Source organism: Streptomyces sp. NPDC101181, from assembly GCF_044767975.1.
In the GTDB taxonomy this organism is placed as follows: Bacteria; Actinomycetota; Actinomycetes; order Streptomycetales; family Streptomycetaceae; genus Streptomyces.
The window spans coordinates 337793-355461 of the sequence record NZ_JBIWOX010000004.1 but is presented as its reverse complement, the minus strand read 5'-3'; the positions used below and the strand labels follow the sequence as shown (position 1 = coordinate 355461).

At 69.8% G+C, this 17669-nt stretch carries 14 protein-coding genes and 2 tRNA genes; 11 read left to right on the top strand and 5 right to left on the bottom strand.

The features are described from left to right. Positions 1 to 300 precede the first annotated feature (300 nt). Positions 301 to 1734, bottom strand: a complete 1434-nt coding sequence (locus ACIRRU_RS09965; RefSeq protein ID WP_403678360.1) for an amino acid permease — start codon at positions 1732 to 1734, stop codon at positions 301 to 303. Positions 1735 to 1980: 246 nt separating this feature from the next. On the opposite strand from ACIRRU_RS09965, the gene ACIRRU_RS09960 reads away from it, so the two are divergent. The 3 genes from ACIRRU_RS09960 to ACIRRU_RS09950 all read left to right on the top strand — a co-directional run bounded on the left by ACIRRU_RS09960 (position 1981) and on the right by ACIRRU_RS09950 (position 4695). After that, the gene (locus ACIRRU_RS09960; protein ID WP_403678358.1) at positions 1981 to 2469 is read left to right on the top strand and encodes a ribose-5-phosphate isomerase; all 489 of its coding nucleotides are present in this window, start codon (positions 1981 to 1983) and stop codon (positions 2467 to 2469) included. A gap of 126 nt (positions 2470 to 2595) precedes the next feature. Next, a complete protein-coding gene (locus tag ACIRRU_RS09955; RefSeq protein ID WP_403678356.1) occupies positions 2596 to 3429 on the top strand; it encodes an Fpg/Nei family DNA glycosylase in 834 nt (277 codons plus the stop codon). 120 nt (positions 3430 to 3549) lie between these two features. Continuing rightward, complete coding sequence (locus ACIRRU_RS09950; RefSeq protein WP_363199534.1) at positions 3550 to 4695, top strand: PP2C family protein-serine/threonine phosphatase; 1146 nt, start codon at positions 3550 to 3552, stop codon at positions 4693 to 4695. 116 nt (positions 4696 to 4811) lie between these two features. Here the strand turns inward: ACIRRU_RS09950 and ACIRRU_RS09945 are convergent, their stop codons facing one another. Further along, a complete protein-coding gene (locus ACIRRU_RS09945) occupies positions 4812 to 5999 on the bottom strand; it encodes a cation:proton antiporter (RefSeq protein WP_403678355.1) in 1188 nt (395 codons plus the stop codon). Positions 6000 to 6274: 275 nt separating this feature from the next. Between ACIRRU_RS09945 and ACIRRU_RS09940 the strand changes: the two genes are divergently transcribed. Further along, positions 6275 to 6775, top strand: coding sequence for an HD domain-containing protein (locus ACIRRU_RS09940; RefSeq protein WP_403678353.1), 501 nt, complete (start codon positions 6275 to 6277; stop codon positions 6773 to 6775). A 49-nt stretch (positions 6776 to 6824) separates the two neighbouring features. Here the strand turns inward: ACIRRU_RS09940 and ACIRRU_RS09935 are convergent, their stop codons facing one another. Next, entirely contained in the window at positions 6825 to 7988 is a 1164-nt protein-coding gene (locus tag ACIRRU_RS09935; RefSeq protein WP_403678352.1) for an acyltransferase family protein, read from the bottom strand. A 486-nt stretch (positions 7989 to 8474) separates the two neighbouring features. Here ACIRRU_RS09935 and ACIRRU_RS09930 point away from each other — a divergent pair, with 486 nt between their 5' ends. Then, positions 8475 to 8669 carry a hypothetical protein gene (locus ACIRRU_RS09930; protein ID WP_363199859.1) on the top strand — a complete coding sequence of 65 codons (195 nt, stop codon included), beginning with the start codon at positions 8475 to 8477 and terminating at the stop codon, positions 8667 to 8669. A gap of 69 nt (positions 8670 to 8738) precedes the next feature. Here ACIRRU_RS09930 and ACIRRU_RS09925 read toward each other — a convergent pair. Beyond that, positions 8739 to 8812: transfer RNA gene (locus ACIRRU_RS09925), tRNA-Gly, on the bottom strand. Between the two features lie 168 nt (positions 8813 to 8980). Here ACIRRU_RS09925 and ACIRRU_RS09920 point away from each other — a divergent pair. The 5 genes from ACIRRU_RS09920 to clpX all read left to right on the top strand — a co-directional run bounded on the left by ACIRRU_RS09920 (position 8981) and on the right by clpX (position 13753). Next, positions 8981 to 9057 (top strand) — tRNA-Pro (locus ACIRRU_RS09920). Positions 9058 to 9207: 150 nt separating this feature from the next. After that, a complete protein-coding gene (gene tig, locus ACIRRU_RS09915) occupies positions 9208 to 10620 on the top strand; it encodes a trigger factor (protein ID WP_403678350.1) in 1413 nt (470 codons plus the stop codon). A 297-nt stretch (positions 10621 to 10917) separates the two neighbouring features. Next, positions 10918 to 11523 carry an ATP-dependent Clp protease proteolytic subunit gene (locus tag ACIRRU_RS09910; protein WP_363199834.1) on the top strand — a complete coding sequence of 202 codons (606 nt, stop codon included), beginning with the start codon at positions 10918 to 10920 and terminating at the stop codon, positions 11521 to 11523. Positions 11524 to 11617: 94 nt separating this feature from the next. Then, entirely contained in the window at positions 11618 to 12301 is a 684-nt protein-coding gene (locus tag ACIRRU_RS09905) for an ATP-dependent Clp protease proteolytic subunit (protein ID WP_403678348.1), read from the top strand. A 156-nt stretch (positions 12302 to 12457) separates the two neighbouring features. Then, on the top strand, positions 12458 to 13753 hold the full coding sequence (clpX, locus tag ACIRRU_RS09900; protein ID WP_363199528.1) for an ATP-dependent Clp protease ATP-binding subunit ClpX: 1296 nt from the start codon (positions 12458 to 12460) through the stop codon (positions 13751 to 13753). A gap of 87 nt (positions 13754 to 13840) precedes the next feature. Here clpX and ACIRRU_RS09895 read toward each other — a convergent pair whose 3' ends face one another. Further along, on the bottom strand, positions 13841 to 14821 hold the full coding sequence (locus ACIRRU_RS09895) for a hypothetical protein (RefSeq protein WP_403678346.1): 981 nt from the start codon (positions 14819 to 14821) through the stop codon (positions 13841 to 13843). Positions 14822 to 14957: 136 nt separating this feature from the next. Between ACIRRU_RS09895 and ACIRRU_RS09890 the strand changes: the two genes are divergently transcribed. Continuing rightward, positions 14958 to 17579, top strand: coding sequence for a valine--tRNA ligase (locus ACIRRU_RS09890; protein WP_403678344.1), 2622 nt, complete (start codon positions 14958 to 14960; stop codon positions 17577 to 17579). Positions 17580 to 17669 lie beyond the last annotated feature (90 nt).

Here is a 17669-nt window from a genome sequence, read left to right as displayed (position 1 = left end):
CGGCCGGGTCCAGGCGTCCGGCCGGGTCCTCGATGACCACCAGCCACTGGGCGTCCTCGGCGTGGGGGGGGGCCGCCCCGGGGGGGGGGGCGGGCGGGGGGTGGGGGGCGGCCCCCCCCCCGGGGGGCCCCCCCGCGGGCCCCCCCCCCCCCCGGGGGGGGGGGGGGGGCCCCGCGGGGGCGGCCCCCCCCCCCGGGGGGGCGGGGGGGGCCCCCCCGCCCCCCCCCGGGCCGGGGGCCCCCCCCCGCGCATTCCGGCGGGTCTCTCCGCTCGTCCTGCGGACCCCTCCGCGTACCCGCCTCAGCTGGCGGCGGACGCCTTGCGGGCGCGCCTCTGGCGGACCAGCGAGATCCCCACCACCAGAGCGGCGACCAGCAGCGACAGCACGACCTGCTCGCGGGCGGCGTCATCGGTCAGCATGTAGACCAGGACGAAGGAGATCATCGCGATCGTTGCCCAGGTCAGGTACGGGAAGAGCCACATCCGGACGACCAGCTTGCCCGGGTTCTCGCGCAGGATGAGCCCGCGCATCCGCAACTGCGTGAAGCAGATGACCAGCCACACGAACAGGGCGACCGCGCCCGAGGAGTTCAGCAGGAACTGGAACACGGTGTCGGGCCACTGGTAGTTGAAGAACACCGCCACGAAGCCGAAGACGACCGAGGAGAGGATCGCCGCCTGCGGCACGCCACGCTTGTTGACCCGGGCGAAGGACTTCGGCGCGTCACCCCGCTCGCCGAGCGAGAACGCCATCCGGGAGGCCGTGTAGAGGCCGGAGTTGAGACAGGACAGCACGGCCGTCAGCACGATGAAGTCCATCACGTTGCCGGCGTGCGGGATGCCGATCGAGTCGAGAGCGGCGACATAGCTGCCCTTCTCGATGATCGACGGGTCGTTCCACGGCAGCAGCGTCAGCACGACGAAGATCGAGCCCAGGTAGAAGACGGCGATCCGCCAGATCACGCTGTTGGTGGCCTTCGACACCGCTCGCTGCGGGTCGGAGGACTCACCGGCGGCCAGCGTCACGATCTCGGAGCCCATGAACGAGAAGACGACCATCAGCACACCGGTGAGGATCGCCCCCGGCCCTTCGGGGAAGAACCCGCCGCTGTCCGTGAGATGGGCCAGCCCCGACCCCGGGTTGTCCGAACCGGGCAGCAGCCCGAAGACGGCGAGGAAGCCGACGAGCACGAACGCGGCGATCGCCACGACCTTGATCCCGGCGAACCAGAACTCGAACTCACCGTAACTGCCCACCGAGACCAGGTTGGTGGCGGTCAGCACGACCATCACGATCAGCGCCCAGGCCCACTGCGGCACCCCCGGCACCCAGCCCTCCAGGATCTTCGCCCCGGCGGTCGCCTCGACGGCGAGCACCACGACCCAGAAGAACCAGTAGAGCCAGCCGATGGAGAAACCGGCCCAACGGCCCAGCGCCTGGTCGGCGTAGGCGGAGAAGGAGCCGGAGCTGGGCCGGGCGGCGGCCATCTCGCCGAGCATCCGCATGACCAGGACGACCATCAGCCCGACCATCGCGTACGAGATCAGAATCGCCGGGCCCGCGGCCGCGATGCCCGCGCTGGAGCCCACGAAGAGCCCCGCGCCGATCACACCGCCGATCGCGATCATCGAGAGGTGGCGGTTCTTCAGACCTGCCTGAAGCCCGTCCGACGAGTCCGGCCGGTCCGGCTCGCCGGGCTCGTGGCCCTGCTGCGCCAGCGTCTGCGACGTCATGGGGGGAGTCCTTACTTCTTCGTGCACGAGGGTTGCCCTGTCCCGCTGGGGTGTGCGTGGACAAGGCCACGCATTCAAGCCGGGATGCGAGGAGGTCGGGAACCCCCTCCCTCGGATGATTTACCGGAACATTGCTCACGTGATCTCGACCACAGAGATCTGAGCGGCCCGCACGCCGGGGCCGGTAGGTCGGGCCCCCGACCCCGCCGACGGCCGCCCGGCCCGGTTCGTGCCACACTTCGCACCATGCGCGTGTACCTCGGATCCGACCATGCCGGTTACGAACTCAAGAACCACCTCGTCGAGTGGCTCGGTGCCCACGGGCACGAGGCCGTCGACTGCGGACCCCACATCTACGACGCCCAGGACGACTACCCGCCGTTCTGCCTGCGCGCCGCCGAGAAGACGGCCGCCGACCCGGACAGCCTCGGCATCGTGATCGGCGGCTCCGGCAACGGCGAGCAGATCGCCGCCAACAAGGTCAAGGGCGTCCGCGCCGCACTGGCCTGGAGCGAACAGACCGCCGCGCTGGGCCGCGAGCACAACGACGCCAACGTGGTGGCGATCGGCGGCCGGATGCACACGGTCGAGGAGTCCACGAAGTTCGTCGAGATCTTCCTCTCCACGCCGTACTCGAACGAGGAGCGCCACACGCGCCGCATCGAGATGCTCTCGGCGTACGAGACCACCGGCGAGCTGCCCCCGATCCCGGCGCACCACCCGCACCAGGGCTGACGCCGCCTCGGACCGCCTCCCGTGCCGCCGGGTCCCGCCCCGGCGGCACGGTCATGTCGCCGCCCGCCCCGCCCCCGTACCGCCGCCCGCCACAACCACCCGTATCCGCGCAGGGAGCAGCCCGCCGTGCCCGAGGGACACACCATCCACCGCCTCGCCCAGGACCACGCCGAGCGGTTCACGGGCGGCCCGGTCCGGGTGAGCAGCCCGCAGGGGAAGTTCTCCGACAGCGCGGCGCTGCTCGACGGGCACCCCCTCACCACCACCGATGCCCACGGCAAGCACCTCTTCCTCGGCTTCGGCCCCACCGGCTGGGTCCACATCCACCTCGGCCTGTTCGGCAAGCTGGGCTTCGGCACCGCCCCGGCCCCGCCGCCCACCGACACGGTCCGCCTCCGCCTGGTCAACTCCGGCCACTACGCGGACCTGCGCGGCCCCACCACGTGCGCCCTGATCACCGAGCCCGAGAAGCGCGCGATACACGAACGCCTGGGCCCCGACCCGCTGCGCGGCGACGAGGACGGGGAGCGGGCCTGGCAGCGGATCTCCCGCAGCCGGATCACCGTCGCCGCGCTCCTGATGGACCAGAAGGTCGTCGCGGGCGTCGGCAACGTCTACCGCGCCGAGGTCCTGTTCCGCCACGGCATCGACCCCTACCGCACGGGCCGCGACCTCACCCGCGCCGAGTGGGACGCGATCTGGACGGACCTGGTGGAGCTGATGCGCGAGGGCGTACGGAACAACCGGATCGACACCGTCCGCCCCGAGCACCTCCCCGAGGCGATGGGCCGCCCGCCCCGCAAGGACGACCACGGCGGCGAGGTCTACGTCTACCGCCGCGCGAACCTGCCGTGCCACATCTGCGGGACGACGGTGCGCACCGCGGACCTGGCGGCGCGCAATCTCTTCTGGTGCCCCGGCTGCCAGCCCCCGGCCCGGGTGAGCGGCCGAAAAGGCTGACAGCGGGCGGCGGGCGTCCGGGAACCCGGGCACCCACGACGGCGGACCGGGCCTGCTTCGAGCGCATTGTCACCGGGGTCCCCCTGCACCGGAGGCGTCCGGGTGGATAGGGTCCCGGCAGTGGCCCGTAGCGGAGGAACAGACGACATCCGGGCCCGGTGGAGCAGAGCGTGGCACCGGGCTCGCGTCGGGGTGCGCAGATCCGGGGTCGACTACTTCCGCGGCGACGGCTCCGACTCGGTGGCCCTGGCCGGTCTGCTCGCCACGATCCCGGCCATCACCTTCGCCACCGTCGTCAGCCCGCTCTGGATCGACCCGGCCGCGCTCGCCCTGCCCATCGTGGCGGGCGGGCTGGTCCTGCGCCCGGCCAGCCTGCTCGGCCTGTACGCGACGGCCGCCGTCGCCCTGATCGTGGAGGCGCTCAAGCTGGGCCCGTATCTGGACGGTCCGGCCCGGGTCACCCCGGGCACCGTCCTGGTGGTCGCCGCCTGCGGCTTCTTCGGCCTGGTCCTCGCCCAGTTCCGGGCCCGGGTCGGGGTGCCCTGGCGGCGCGGCGGCACGATGCTCTTCGACCTGCGCGAACGCATCCGGGTGCAGAGTTCGCTGCCCCGGCTGCCCCAGGGCTGGCACCGCGAGATGTCGCTGCGCCCGGCGGGCGGCCAGTCGTTCTCGGGGGACTTCGTCGTCGCGGCCCGCACCCATGGCGGCCGCACCCTGGAGGCCGTCCTCACCGACGTCTCCGGCAAGGGCATGGACGCGGGTTCCCGGGCCCTGCTGCTGTCCGGCGCCTTCGGCGGGCTGCTCGGCTCGCTGCCCCCGCACGGCTTCCTGCCCGCCGCCAACGGCTATCTGCTGCGCCAGGACTGGGACGAGGGTTTCGCCACCTCGATCCACCTGGTGCTGGACCTGGACTCCGGGGACTACGAGATCTTCTCGGCCGGTCACCCGCCCGCCCTCCAACTCCACGCGGGCAGCGGCCAGTGGGAGGAGAAGTCGGGCGAGGGCCCGCTGCTCGGGGTCTACGACGGGGCCGAGTTCGACGCGGTGAAGGGCTCGCTCGCGCCGGGGGACGTGCTGATGCTCTTCACCGACGGCCTGGTGGAGGCCGCCGACCGGGACATCTCCGAGGGGATCGACCGCCTCACGGGCGAAGCCGAACGCTATGTGCCGACCGGCTTCGAGGGAGCCGCCTGGCACCTGATCGAGGCCTGCGCCAAGGACGTCAACGACGACCGCGCGCTGCTCCTGATCTCGCGCCGCCCCTGACGTACGCCGAGCGTCGGCCCCGACGTACGCGGAGCGCCGCCCCTGACGTACGCCGACGGCGGAGGCGCCCGTCCCCTGGAGGGAGGGGCACCTCCGCCGTCGGCGCGGGGAGCGGGTCAGACGGACACGGGTATCTGCTCCCGGTCCTGGCTGTCGTCCTGCTTGCCGCGGCCGCCCGGCAGGACGCGGGCCAGCCACCCCGAGCGGCCCGCGGCCAGCGGCGCCAGGACGGCGAGCAGGAGGACGTAACCGGCGATGAACGGCGAGAGGCGGTCGTCCAGTCCGGCGGCCGCCGCCATGGTGGCGAGGATCAGCGCGAACTCGCCCCGGGCCACCAGGGTGGTGGCGATGTTCGCCGTGGCCCGGGGGCCGAAGGAGTACAGCCGGGCCGCGGCGAGACCGGCCGCGATGTTCATCGCGAGCGTGAGCACCACGGCGGCCAGCACCGGCCACAGCACGCTCGGCAGATGACCCGGGTCGATGGAGAGACCGAAGGCGAAGAAGAAGATCGCCCCGAACGCGTCCCGCAGCGGGTGGACCAGGGTGCGGATGCGCTCGCCGGACGTGGTGGAGCCGAGCATCAGACCCACCATGAACGCGCCGATCGCGTCGGCGACGCCGAACATCTCGGAGACCCCAGCGACGAAGACCGCGACCCCGAGGAAGGAGATGACGAGCAGCTCGTCGTCCCGGGTGTTCATGAGCTTGCCGATGACCCTGGTCCCGAACCGGGCGGCGAGGGCGAGCAGCAACAGGAAGCCGAAGGCCTTGCCGCCGTCGGCCAGCGCGGCCGAGAGGCTGTCCGCACCGGACAGGATCGGCTGGAGCGCCGCCAGGTAGAGCGCGAGGAAGATGTCCTCCACGACGATGATGCCGAGGATCGGCCGGGTCTCCGGATTCCCGATGCGCCCCAGGTCGACCAGGATCTTGGTGACGATCGCCGACGAGGAGATCCCGAGGACACCGGCGAGGACCAGGGCCTCGGAGGTGCCCCAGCCCAGCGCGAAACCGAAGGCGAGACCGGCGCCCACGTTCAGCGCGAGATACGTCCCGCCCGCGACGGCCATCTTCCGGCCGCCCGTCCTGAGGTCGTCCATGTGGAATTCGAGCCCCAGGTAGAAGAGCAGGAGGACGAGTCCCAGCGCGGAGAGCATCTCCAGGTCGTGCGGGTCGGACAGGAGTGTGTACCCGGGGGTGTGCGGGCCGAGCAGGATCCCGGCCAGGATGAACAGGGGGATCGTCGGCAGCCCGATACGGCCGCCGAGGCGGGCGAGGACGGCAGCGGCCAGAAAGGCGCCGCCCATGGCGAGGAGGGTGTCTGCGTGTCCGATGAGCCTGTTCCTTCGGGGCTAGGTCAAGAGATCGTCAAGGGGATGTCAATGATTCATCAGTAATTAGTTTACCGAAGGATTGAGCTTGCAACTATGCGAAGGTCGTATTGCCACTGTTTGTCCGCTCGACCGCATCGCGCCGGCCGGTCAACCGCCGCACGTACCGGCCGAGTTGTCCGGCTGAATCACCCGTCCGTAACGGTCCCCGGACCGGGCGGCGGGGCCGTCACGGCCCGTAGAGTCGGCTCATGACGGAGCCCGATCTGACCCTCGCCGAGGTGGAGGCCATCGCCCGCGAGGCCCACGCGACGCAGACCGACAAGGCGGGCCGCCCGTACGCGGAGCACCTGGCGGCGGTGGCCGAGGGTGTACGGGTGCGGGGTGGCAGCGACGCGCAGATCGCCGCCGCCTGGCTGCACGACGCCATCGAGGACGACGCCCTGTCCCCGGAGTGGCTGACGGACGCGGCGCTGCCCCCGGAGGTGAAGGACATGGTCCTGGCGCTGACCAAGCGGCCGGGCGAGGAGCTGTCCTCGTACGCCGCCCGGATTCTCGGCACCCCGGGGGCGCTGCTGATCAAGGAGGCGGACCTCGCCCACAACGCGGACCCCGCACGCCTCGCGGAGCTGGACGCGGCCACCCGTACCCGACTGGCGGCCAAGTATGCGCAGGTGCGGGGCCTGTTGGGGCTGACCGGTACCGCCTCACCCGGAGACCGAAAGAATTCGGCCAACCACGGAACGCACTGATCCACCCGCGGCCGGAGCCGACGAGTGGATCAGGGGGGGGAGCCGTGGGTCAGTGTTTCGCGGCGGGGTTCTTCCGGAACGCCCACCCCAGGTCCGGATCGGTGGCGAACTTCAGCACCCGGGCCACCAGCGGCGTGCACATCGCCGTCACGGCCGCGGCCGCGGTGACCGAGACGACCACCAGTCCGACCGGGCTGGAGAGCCAGCTGTAGCGGTCGAACAGGCCCGCGTACTCGGCGCCCTTGATCACGAACCCGTGCAGCAGATAGCCGCAGATCGTCCCGGCGCCCAGCGCGGTGAACCAGAGGTCGCGGCGGGGCACCCAGGCCAGGAAGGCGACCGTCAGCACCAGACCGCAGCCGAACATGGCCAGCGTCATCACCGCGCCGGACCACCACGGGGCGCCCATCTCCTGGGCGCTGTTGGCGCGGTAGAGCCACCCGAGCTGCATGTGCGGCGCGATCCAGTAGGCGAACAGCAGCGCGCCCGCCACCAGCGGCACGGACAGCAGCCGCACCTCGCGCCGCCGGACGAGCTGGAAGTGCTCCGGCTTCACCAGTAGCCCGAGGACGAAGAACGGCAGGAACTGCAACACCCGCTGGAGGTCGAGGTCGTCGCCGATCTCGGGGGAGACCGAGGCGAGCACGGCGATGGCGAGGGCCACCGGCAGCGGATGGCGCAGGCTCCGCCAGATCGGCGTGGTCACCCGCCAGATGAACAGGGCGATCAGGAACCAGGTCAGATAGAAGGGGTCGATCAGGCTGATCGCCATGTCGGGCGAGTCGTCCGCGTAGCGCTTGAAGAGCGAATAGGCCGTCTCGAAGATGACGTACGGCACGACCACCGAGGCGATCAACCGTTTCACCTTGTTCGGCGTCATGTCGAACGAGCGGGAGAAGTAACCGGAGATGAGGATGAAGGCCGGCATGTGGAACGCGTACACGATCATGTACAGCGCCCGGGTCGCCCGGCTGCCGTCCATCACGGGTTCCCAGGCGTGGGCCACCGCCACGAGGACGATGGCCAGATACTTCACGTTGTCGAAGTAGGGATCGCGCTTCTTCGCCGCCGCGGGCGCCGGAGCGGCGGCGCCGGTGGCGGCCGGGGCGGACGGCGGCGCGGTGGCGGTGAGGGTCTGCCCGTGTCCGGGCTCCGGCTCCCGGGTCGCCGGGGGGAGCGGGGCCCTCTGAAATACGCGCGGAGCTTGGAACATTTCAGAAACCTTAGACCGGTCGATCGCCCCGCGTAAAACCGCGAGTGGATATCGCGTGTTCCCCGCTATTCGCAGGTGAAACTGTCGAACACCGCCCGCTATGACCCTCTTGATCCCGATTAAAGGGGGCATATCGGCGGGGAGTTGATGAAGTGAATTGCGTCGTGTCCGCACGCCGTCCCGGGCCGTGAACGGCGTGTGGGGATACAGAAAAGATCGCCGATGGCGCACCGTCACGCCGACGGCCGGAATATCAGGCGTACGCATTCACAGGGGTCGCACAATCGTTCCACAGCTGGGGCGTGGAGCGGCCGCCCCGGGACCCGCCGGTCGCCGCACGGTGGAAGGATGGCGGGATCCGGTCAGTTCGTTCCGTCACCCGGCAGCACCCATGGGGGAGTTGGTGGCACGATGGAAGCGACGGGGCGCGCTCTGGTGCACGCTTCCGGGCCGGCAAGGCGGACCGACCGAGGGAGTGATTCAGACGTGGCTATTTCACTGTCGATGGTGCTGCTGTTCGCCGTCATCCTGGTGGTGATGATCCGGAGCGGCTCGATCAAACCCGGGCCCGCGATCATCGCCGTCCTCTTCGGCTTCTTCCTGGCGTCGACCGGCATGGCGCCGTCGATCAACAGGTTCATGAACTCGATAGCCGACACCATCAACCAGATCAGCTTCTGAGGGGGCGGGGGCCCCTCCACGCGCGAGGGCCGGGCCGGAGAATCCTCTCCGGCCCGGCCCTCGGCCGTGTGGAGCGGGCGACGGGAATCGAACCCGCGTAGCTAGTTTGGAAGACTAGGGCTCTACCATTGAGCTACGCCCGCAAGCACCGCACCGCAGGTCCGGTGGACCGCGGTACGAGGAGCATCGTAGCGGGTCGGCGACGGTGCCCGCACACCCGGGACGGCGGCCGCCGGACCGTGCCGCTCCCGGTCGCCGCGCACAGCGGGACGGATGCCGCTCCTGTGCATGTACCCTACGTGTCGCACCGACGGGGTGTGGCGCAGCTTGGTAGCGCGTCCGCTTTGGGAGCGGAAGGTCGTCGGTTCGAATCCGGCCACCCCGACCACCTGCAAGATCGCATTGTGGGAGTCCTCCACCTTGCCGTTACTATGCAAAATGCGTGCCCGTGTGTCTGATGTACCGGGCTCGGTCCGCGAAGCCGCCACTCGGTGGCCCAGCAGAACCCCAAGAAGTCAGCCACCAAGGAGACCGAACCGTGAAGAGCGCCGTGGAGACCCTGAACCCGACCCGGGTTCGGCTCAGCATCGAGGTGCCCTTCGAGGAGCTCAAGGACAGCCTCGACGCGGCGTACAAGAAGATCAACCAGCAGGTCACGGTGAAGGGCTTCCGTAAGGGCAAGATCCCCGCCCGGGTCATCGACCAGCGGTTCGGCCGTGGCGCTGTGCTGGAGGAGGCCGTCAACGACGCGCTTCCGAAGTTCTACACCGAGGCGGTCAACGAGGGTGAGCTGAACGTCCTCGGCCAGCCCGAGGTCGACATCACCGAGCTGAAGGACGGCGAACTGCTGGCCTTCACCGCCGAGGTCGACGTACGCCCCGAGATCGAGATCCCGGACTACTCCGGCATCGAGGTCACCGTCGACGCCCTCGAGGTCACCGACGAGGAGGTCGACAAGGCCGTGGAGCAGCTCCGCGACCGCTTCGCCTCCACCAACCCGGTCGAGCGCGCCGCCGCCGACGGCGACGTCGTCACGATCGACCTGGCGGCCAAGGTCGACGGCGAGGTCCTGGAGGACGGTGTCGCCGACGGTGTCTCGTACACCATCGGTTCCGGGGAGCTCCTGGACGGCATCGACGAGGCCGTGACCGGCCTGGAGGCCGGTGGCGAGGCCACCTTCACCTCGCAGCTGAAGGGTGGCTCCGCCGAGGGCAAGGACGCGGAGGTCACCGTCAAGGTCACCGCCGTCGCCGCCCGCGAGCTGCCCGAGCTGGACGACGACTTCGCCCAGATGGCCAGCGAGTTCGACACGCTGGAGGAGCTGCGGGCCGACAGCCGCAAGCGCCTGGAGACCACCAAGCAGTACGACCAGGCCACCCAGGCCCAGGAGCGCGTCCTGGAGGAGCTGCTGAAGCTCGCCGAGGTCCCGATCCCGGAGAAGCTGCTCGCGGACGAGGTCCAGACCCGCAAGCACAACCTGGAGCACCACCAGCTCGGTCAGATGGGTCTCGACCTGGAGAAGTACCTGGAGATCCAGGGCAAGACCCTGGAGGAGTTCGAGAACGAGACCTCCGAGCAGGCCATCAAGGGCATCAAGACCCAGTTCATCCTTGACGAGCTCGTCAACAAGGAGAAGCTGAACGTCAACCAGGAGGAGCTGACCGAGCACCTCATGCGCCGTGCGGCCTCCTCCGGCATGAGCCCCGACCAGTTCGCCCAGGCGGTCGTCGAGGGCGGCCAGGTGCCGATGCTCGTCGGCGAGGTCGCCCGCGGCAAGGCGCTCGCCGTCGTCGTCGAGGCCGCCAAGGTGGTCGACACCAACGGCGAGGTCGTGGACCTGGAGGACGAAGAGGACGCCGCGGACACCGCCGACGCCACCGACTCCGCGGAGACCACCGACGCCGCCGCGGACACGGCGGAGGAGAAGGCCGAGGAGAAGAAGGAGGCCTGAGCCTCCCGCCAGCCACGGCGGCCCCGCGCCGACCGGCCGGGCCCCGGACGCACCACGCGTCCGGGGCCCGGTGTCGTATCCCCGTCCCTCCCTCGTATCGCTGTGCGGCCGGAACCCCGGTTCCCCGTGGGGACCTTGCGCTCCCAGCGAACAGTCGCGGAAGCGGGATGGCGTTGTCCGACCTGCGCGTTAGGGTCCATGAAGGAAGGGTGGGGAAGCGACTCATCCCGCCCGGTACGAAGACGCTGAGACGGCCGGAGCCGTCAGAGACGAGCAGGTGGATACGTGACGAATCTGATGCCCTACGCCGCCGGAGAGCCGTCCCTCGGTGGAGGCCTCGGTGACCAGGTCTACAGCCGGCTGCTCGGCGAGCGCATCATCTTCCTCGGCCAGCAGGTCGACGATGACATCGCCAACAGGATCACCGCGCAGCTCCTCCTCCTTGCCGCCGACCCGGACAAGGACATCTACCTCTACATCAACAGCCCCGGCGGTTCGGTGACGGCCGGCATGGCGCTCTACGACACCATGCAGTACATCCCGAACGACGTCGTGACCATCGGCATGGGCATGGCCGCCTCCATGGGCCAGTTCCTGCTCACCGGCGGCGCCGCGGGCAAGCGCTTCGCGCTCCCGAACACCGACATCCTCATGCACCAGGGTTCGGCCGGTATCGGCGGTACGGCCTCGGACATCAAGATCCAGGCCGAGTACCTGCTCCGCACCAAGACGCGGATGGCGGAGATCACCTCCCGCCACTCCGGCCAGTCCGTCGAGACGATCATCCGCGACGGTGACCGCGACCGCTGGTACACGGCGGAGGAGGCCAAGGACTACGGCCTCATCGACGAGATCATCACGGTCGCGTCGGGCATCCCGGGCGGCGGCGGCACCGGTGCCTGACCCGGTCCCCACCGGACCGGCGGCACCCCTTACCGCCCCTCTCCCGTACGCCGAGCCGTACGCCGAGACCTCCAGCCCACCGAACGCCACCAGGATGGTGAACACCCACATGAACAACTTCCCCGCCGCCTCCGCGAGCGGCCTCTACACCGGCCCGCAGGTGGACAACCGCTACGTCGTCCCGCGCTTCGTGGAGCGCACCTCGCAGGGGGTGCGCGAGTACGACCCGTACGCGAAGCTCTTCGAGGAGCGCGTGATCTTCCTGGGCGTCCAGATCGACGACGCCTCCGCCAACGACGTCATGGCGCAGCTGCTGTGCCTGGAGTCGATGGACCCGGACCGCGACATCTCGATCTACATCAACAGCCCCGGCGGCTCGTTCACCGCGCTCACCGCGATCTACGACACGATGCAGTTCGTGAAGCCGGACATCCAGACGGTCTGCATGGGCCAGGCCGCCTCGGCCGCCGCGATCCTGCTGGCCGCCGGCACCCCGGGCAAGCGCATGGCGCTCCCGCACGCCCGCATCCTCATCCACCAGCCGTCCTCGCAGACCGGCCGCGAGCAGCTCTCCGACCTGGAGATCGCGGCCAACGAGATTCTCCGTATGCGCAAGCAGCTGGAGGAGCTGCTGGCCCGCCACTCGACCACCCCGCTGGAGAAGATCAGCGAGGACATCGAGCGCGACAAGATCCTGACGGCCGAGGGCGCCCTGGCCTACGGTCTGGTCGACCAGATCGTTTCCACCCGCAAGACCACCGCGGGCGCATCGCTCTGACGTCGGTCTTTCCCCTTGGCACATTCCGTATCCACGGCCACGGCCGTGTGAACCGTGCCAAGGGGGGCCCGAACGGGGGCCCAGGCAAGGTACCGTCGGATAGAGGCACCAGGAGCCGCTGAACCAGGCGTCTCCCAGGCGAAGGGGAAGCACCTCGTGGCACGCATCGGTGATGGCGGCGACCTGCTCAAGTGCTCGTTCTGCGGAAAGAGCCAGAAGCAGGTGAAGAAGCTCATCGCGGGACCCGGTGTGTACATCTGCGACGAGTGCATCGATCTCTGCAACGAGATCATCGAGGAGGAGCTCGCCGAGACGAGCGAGGTCCGCTGGGAGGAGCTTCCCAAGCCTCGCGAGATCTACGAGTTCCTGGAGGGGTACGTCGTCGGGCAGGAGCCCGCGAAGAAGGCCCTCTCCGTCGCGGTGTACAACCACTACAAGCGGGTCCAGGCCGGGGAGAACGGCGGCGGCGCCGGTCGTGAGGACGCGATCGAGCTGGCCAAGTCGAACATCCTCCTGCTGGGCCCCACGGGCTCCGGCAAGACGCTGCTCGCGCAGACGCTGGCCCGCATGCTCAACGTCCCCTTCGCCATCGCGGACGCCACCGCGCTGACGGAGGCCGGCTACGTCGGCGAGGACGTCGAGAACATCCTGCTCAAGCTGATCCAGGCGGCCGACTACGACGTCAAGAAGGCCGAGACCGGGATCATCTACATCGACGAGATCGACAAGGTCGCCCGCAAGAGCGAGAACCCCTCGATCACCCGCGATGTCTCCGGCGAGGGCGTGCAGCAGGCCCTGCTGAAGATCCTGGAGGGCACCACCGCCTCCGTCCCGCCGCAGGGCGGACGCAAGCACCCCCACCAGGAGTTCATCCAGATCGACACGACGAACGTGCTGTTCATCGTGGGCGGCGCGTTCTCCGGACTGGAGAAGATCATCGAGTCCCGGGCCGGGGCCAAGGGCATCGGTTTCGGCGCCACGATCCGCTCCAAGCGGGAGATCCAGGCGAGCGACCAGTTCCAGGAGGTCATGCCGGAGGACCTGGTGAAGTTCGGGATGATCCCCGAGTTCATCGGCCGTCTCCCGGTCCTCACCTCGGTCCACAACCTCGACCGCGAGGCCCTGCTCCAGATCCTCATCGAGCCGCGCAACGCCTTGGTCAAGCAGTACCAGCGCCTCTTCGAACTCGACGGCGTGGAGCTGGAGTTCGAGCGCGAGGCGCTGGAGGCCATCGCCGACCAGGCGATCCTGCGCCAGACCGGCGCCCGCGGCCTGCGGGCGATCATGGAGGAAGTCCTCCAGTCCGTGATGTACGAGGTCCCGTCCCGCAAGGACGTCGCCCGCGTGGTCATCACCCCGGACGTGGTCCGCGACAACGTCAACCCCACCCTGGTCCCGCGCGAGCCGCGCACGATCGGGAAGAACGACGGCCGCCACGAGAAGTCGGCGTAGCCGCAGGGGAGTCACGCACACGCCGAAGGGGCGTTCACCGGGCGGCCGGTGAACGCCCCTTCGGCGTCGGGTGGACCGGACGCCGGGTCAGATCTTGGTGCGGGAGGTGTTGTAGAGCTTCGCGGCGATGGCCGCCACGTCGTCCTGCGCCATCGACTTCCCCGTCAGGGCCGAGCCGATGTCGATGCCGACAACGATGCCGACCGTGCTGTAGTCGGCCCAGATGCAGACCGGGGTGGTGAACTCCTTCGGGCCCTTCGCCGCGGTGCCGTTGATCGACTTCATGTCCTGGCACCGCATCAACGCGCCCTCGAACCCGGCCGGCTTCACGTCCTTGGGCTCGCCGATCAGGGAGACCTTCTCACCGTCGGAGTCCTTCGCCATGTTCTTCTCGGCCTCGCTGAAGGCCTTGTCGAGCGTCTCCGCCGGGTCCGACACCTCGCCCCAGATGCCCTGGAGCAGCAGCATCTTCTGCGCCAGCGGGTTGGCCTTGGTGCCGGACATGTACTGGGCGGCGGCCTCGTTGGGCGATGTGACCCCCATGGCCTCGGCGTCGGCCTTGTCCTTGCCCGTCATCGGCCCGGACGGCGGCTTCGACGTGGAGTCCTGCCGGTAGTCGTCCACCGACTCCGCGGGCGTCAGCTTGTACCCCTTGGTGGAGTCCGCCACATCGCTGCTGCCGCCGCTGCCGGAGGTCAGGAAGTACACCCCGCCCGCGATGACCGCCAGCGCCACCACGGCGACCCCGATGATCAGCCCGGTCTTCTTCTTCGGCTGCGGCGGCTGCTGGCCGTAGACCGGCTGGCCGCCGTACGGAGGCTGCGGCGGCTGCTGACCGTAGGGGCCCGGCTGCTGGGCCTGCGGGTAGCCGTAGCCCTGCGGGGGCTGCTGGCCGCCGTACGGGTTCTGCTGCGGCGGCACACCCTGGGGGGCCTGCTGCGGGTAACCGTAGCCGGGCTGGCCCTGCGGCGGAGGCGGAGCACCGTAGGGGCCGGGCTGCTGTCCGTACGGGCCCGGCTGGCCCTGCGGCTGCTGGCCGCCGTATGGCCCCGGCTGGTTGTAGCTCATCGCGGTGTCCCCTCCACAATCCTTATACGTTGCGAACATCCTGACGGAAGCCGCCCTGACATGGGGAAGCGGGCCCGACACCGTTACGCAAACAACCCGTTTCAATGCACGACTGTGACGGCCCTAAACTATCCGCGTGACCGAGAACTCGACGCAGCCCAGCATCAGCACTCCCGAACTGCCGACCACGTACGCGCCGGCCGACGTAGAGGGGAAGCTGTACGAGCGCTGGGTGGAGCGCGGTTACTTCGAGGCCGACGAGCACAGCGACAAGCCGCCCTACAGCATCGTCATCCCGCCGCCGAACGTCACCGGCTCCCTCCACCTGGGCCACGCCTTCGAGCACACCCTGATCGACGCCCTCGTCCGCCGGAAGCGGATGCAGGGCTTCGAGGCGCTGTACCAGCCGGGCATGGACCACGCGGGCATCGCCACCCAGAACGTCGTCGAGCGCGAGCTGGGCAAGGAGGGCAAGTCCCGCCACGACCTGGGCCGCGAGGCGTTCGTCGAGCGCGTCTGGCAGTGGAAGAACGAGTCCGGCGGCCAGATCTCCGGCCAGATGCGCCGCCTCGGCGAGGGCGTCGCCTGGTCCCGTGAGCGCTTCACCATGGACGAGGGTTTGTCCCGGGCCGTCCAGACCGTCTTCAAGCAGATGTACGACGACGGGCTGATCTACCGCGCCGAGCGCATCATCAACTGGTGCCCGCGCTGTCTCACCGCGATCTCCGACATCGAGGTCGAGTACCAGGAGGACGACGGCGAGCTCGTCTCCATGACGTACGGGGAGGGGGAGGAGACCATCGTCGTCGCCACCACCCGCGCCGAGACGATGCTCGGTGACACCGCCGTCGCCGTCCACCCCGACGATGAGCGCTACCGCCACCTGGTCGGCAGGCGGATCAAGCTGCCGCTGACCGACCGCACCATCCCCGTCGTCGCCGACCACCACGTCGACCCGGAGTTCGGCACCGGCGCGGTCAAGGTGACGCCCGCGCACGATCCGAACGACTTCGAGATCGGCAAGCGCCACGACCTGCCGTTCCTCACGGTCCTGGACGAGCGCGCGGTCATCACCGTCCCCGGCCCCTTCCAGGGCCTGGACCGGCTGGAGGCCCGCTCCGCCATCGTCGCGGCCCTGCGCGCCGAGGGCCGGATCGTCGCCGAGAAGCGCCCCTACGTCCACTCCGTCGGGCACTGCTCGCGCTGCAAGACCACCATCGAGCCGCGCCTGTCCCTCCAGTGGTGGGTCAAGGTCGCCCCGCTCGCCCAGGCCGCCGGTGACGCGGTCCGCGACGGCAGCGTCAAGATCCACCCGCAGGAGATGGAGAAGCGCTACTTCGACTGGGTCGACAACCTCCACGACTGGACGATCTCGCGCCAGCTCTGGTGGGGTCACCGCATCCCCGTCTGGTACGGCCCGAACGGCGAGACGGTCTGCGTCGGACCCGACGACGAGGCGCCCACGGGCGAGGGCTGGACCCAGGACAGCGATGTCCTGGACACCTGGTTCTCCTCGGGCCTGTGGCCCTTCTCCACGCTCGGCTGGCCCGAACAGACCGACAGCCTCGCGAAGTTCTACCCGAACTCCGTCCTGGTCACCGGCTACGACATCCTCTTCTTCTGGGTCGCCCGGATGATGATGTTCGGCCTGTACGTCAACGACGGCGTCCCGCCGTTCGGGACCATCGTCCTGCACGGCATGGTCCGCGACGAGCACGGCAAGAAGATGTCGAAGTCCTTCGGTAACGTCGTCAACCCGCTGGACTGGATGGACAAGTACGGCTCCGACGCCCTGCGCTTCACCCTCGCGCGCGGCGCCAACCCCGGCACCGACGTGCCGATCGGCGAGGAGTGGGTCCAGGGCTCGGCCAAGTTCTCCAACAAGATCTGGAACGCCACCCGCTTCGCCCTGATGAACGGCGCGACGATCGAGGGCGAGCTGCCCCCGGTCGAGGAGATGTCGGTCACCGACCGCTGGATCCTGTCCCGGCTCAACAAGACGGTCGCGGACGTCGACGCGTTCTACGACGACTTCCAGTTCGCGAGGATCAGCGAGGCGCTGCGCCACTTCGCCTGGGACGAGGTCTTCGACTGGTACGTCGAGCTGTCCAAGACCACGTTCTTCGCGGGCGGCCGCCCGGCGGAGGTCTCGGGCCGGGTCCTCGGCGAGGTCCTGGACGTGATGCTGCGGCTGCTGCACCCGATCGTCCCGTTCGTCACGGAGGCGCTGTGGACCGCGCTCACCGGGCGCGAGTCGATCGTCATCGCCGAGTGGCCCGGCGACTCCGGCTTCCGCGACGACGCGGCCGAGAAGGAGATCGAGCTGGTCCAGCAGGTCGTCACCGAGGTCCGCCGGTTCCGCAACGACCAGGGCCTCCAGCCCGGCCAGAAGGTCCCGGCCCGGCTGACCCTGACCGGCACCGCGCTCGCCCCGCACGAGGCGGCCATCCGCCAGCTGCTGCGGCTCCAGCCCGCCGAGGACGGTTTCCAGGCCACCGCGTCCCTGCCGGTCGCCGGGGCCACCGTCGCCCTGGACCTGTCCGGCACCATCGACGTGGCGGCCGAACGCAAGCGCCTCGGCAAGGACCTGGAGGCGGCGCGCAAGGAGCACGCCCAGGCCACGGGCAAGCTCGGCAACGAAGCCTTCCTGGCCAAGGCCCCGGACCAGGTGGTCGACAAGATCCGCGGGCGGCTCGCCAAGGCCGAGGCCGACATCGAGCGGATCTCCGCCCAGCTGGCGGCGCTCCCGCAGAGCTGACCGGCCGACCGCGCAGCCCCCGTACCCCCGGCCGCCCCGGGGGAGCGGGGGAGTCGCCGTACCCCCGGGCGACAGCCCCGGGTGCCGCGC

What these genes read in the sequence shown, in the direction of transcription:
- ACIRRU_RS09965 (WP_403678360.1), bottom strand. Translation starts at nt 1,734, where the DNA reads ATGACGTCGCAGACGCTGGCGCAGCAGGGCCACGAGCCCGGCGAGCCG.
- ACIRRU_RS09960 (WP_403678358.1), top strand. Translation starts at nt 1,981, where the DNA reads ATGCGCGTGTACCTCGGATCCGACCATGCCGGTTACGAACTCAAGAAC.
- ACIRRU_RS09945 (WP_403678355.1), bottom strand. Translation starts at nt 5,999, where the DNA reads ATGGGCGGCGCCTTTCTGGCCGCTGCCGTCCTCGCCCGCCTCGGCGGC.
- ACIRRU_RS09940 (WP_403678353.1), top strand. Translation starts at nt 6,275, where the DNA reads ATGACGGAGCCCGATCTGACCCTCGCCGAGGTGGAGGCCATCGCCCGC.
- ACIRRU_RS09935 (WP_403678352.1), bottom strand. Translation starts at nt 7,988, where the DNA reads ATGTTCCAAGCTCCGCGCGTATTTCAGAGGGCCCCGCTCCCCCCGGCG.
- ACIRRU_RS09910 (WP_363199834.1), top strand. Translation starts at nt 10,918, where the DNA reads ATGCCCTACGCCGCCGGAGAGCCGTCCCTCGGTGGAGGCCTCGGTGAC.
- ACIRRU_RS09905 (WP_403678348.1), top strand. Translation starts at nt 11,618, where the DNA reads ATGGTGAACACCCACATGAACAACTTCCCCGCCGCCTCCGCGAGCGGC.
- ACIRRU_RS09895 (WP_403678346.1), bottom strand. Translation starts at nt 14,821, where the DNA reads ATGAGCTACAACCAGCCGGGGCCATACGGCGGCCAGCAGCCGCAGGGC.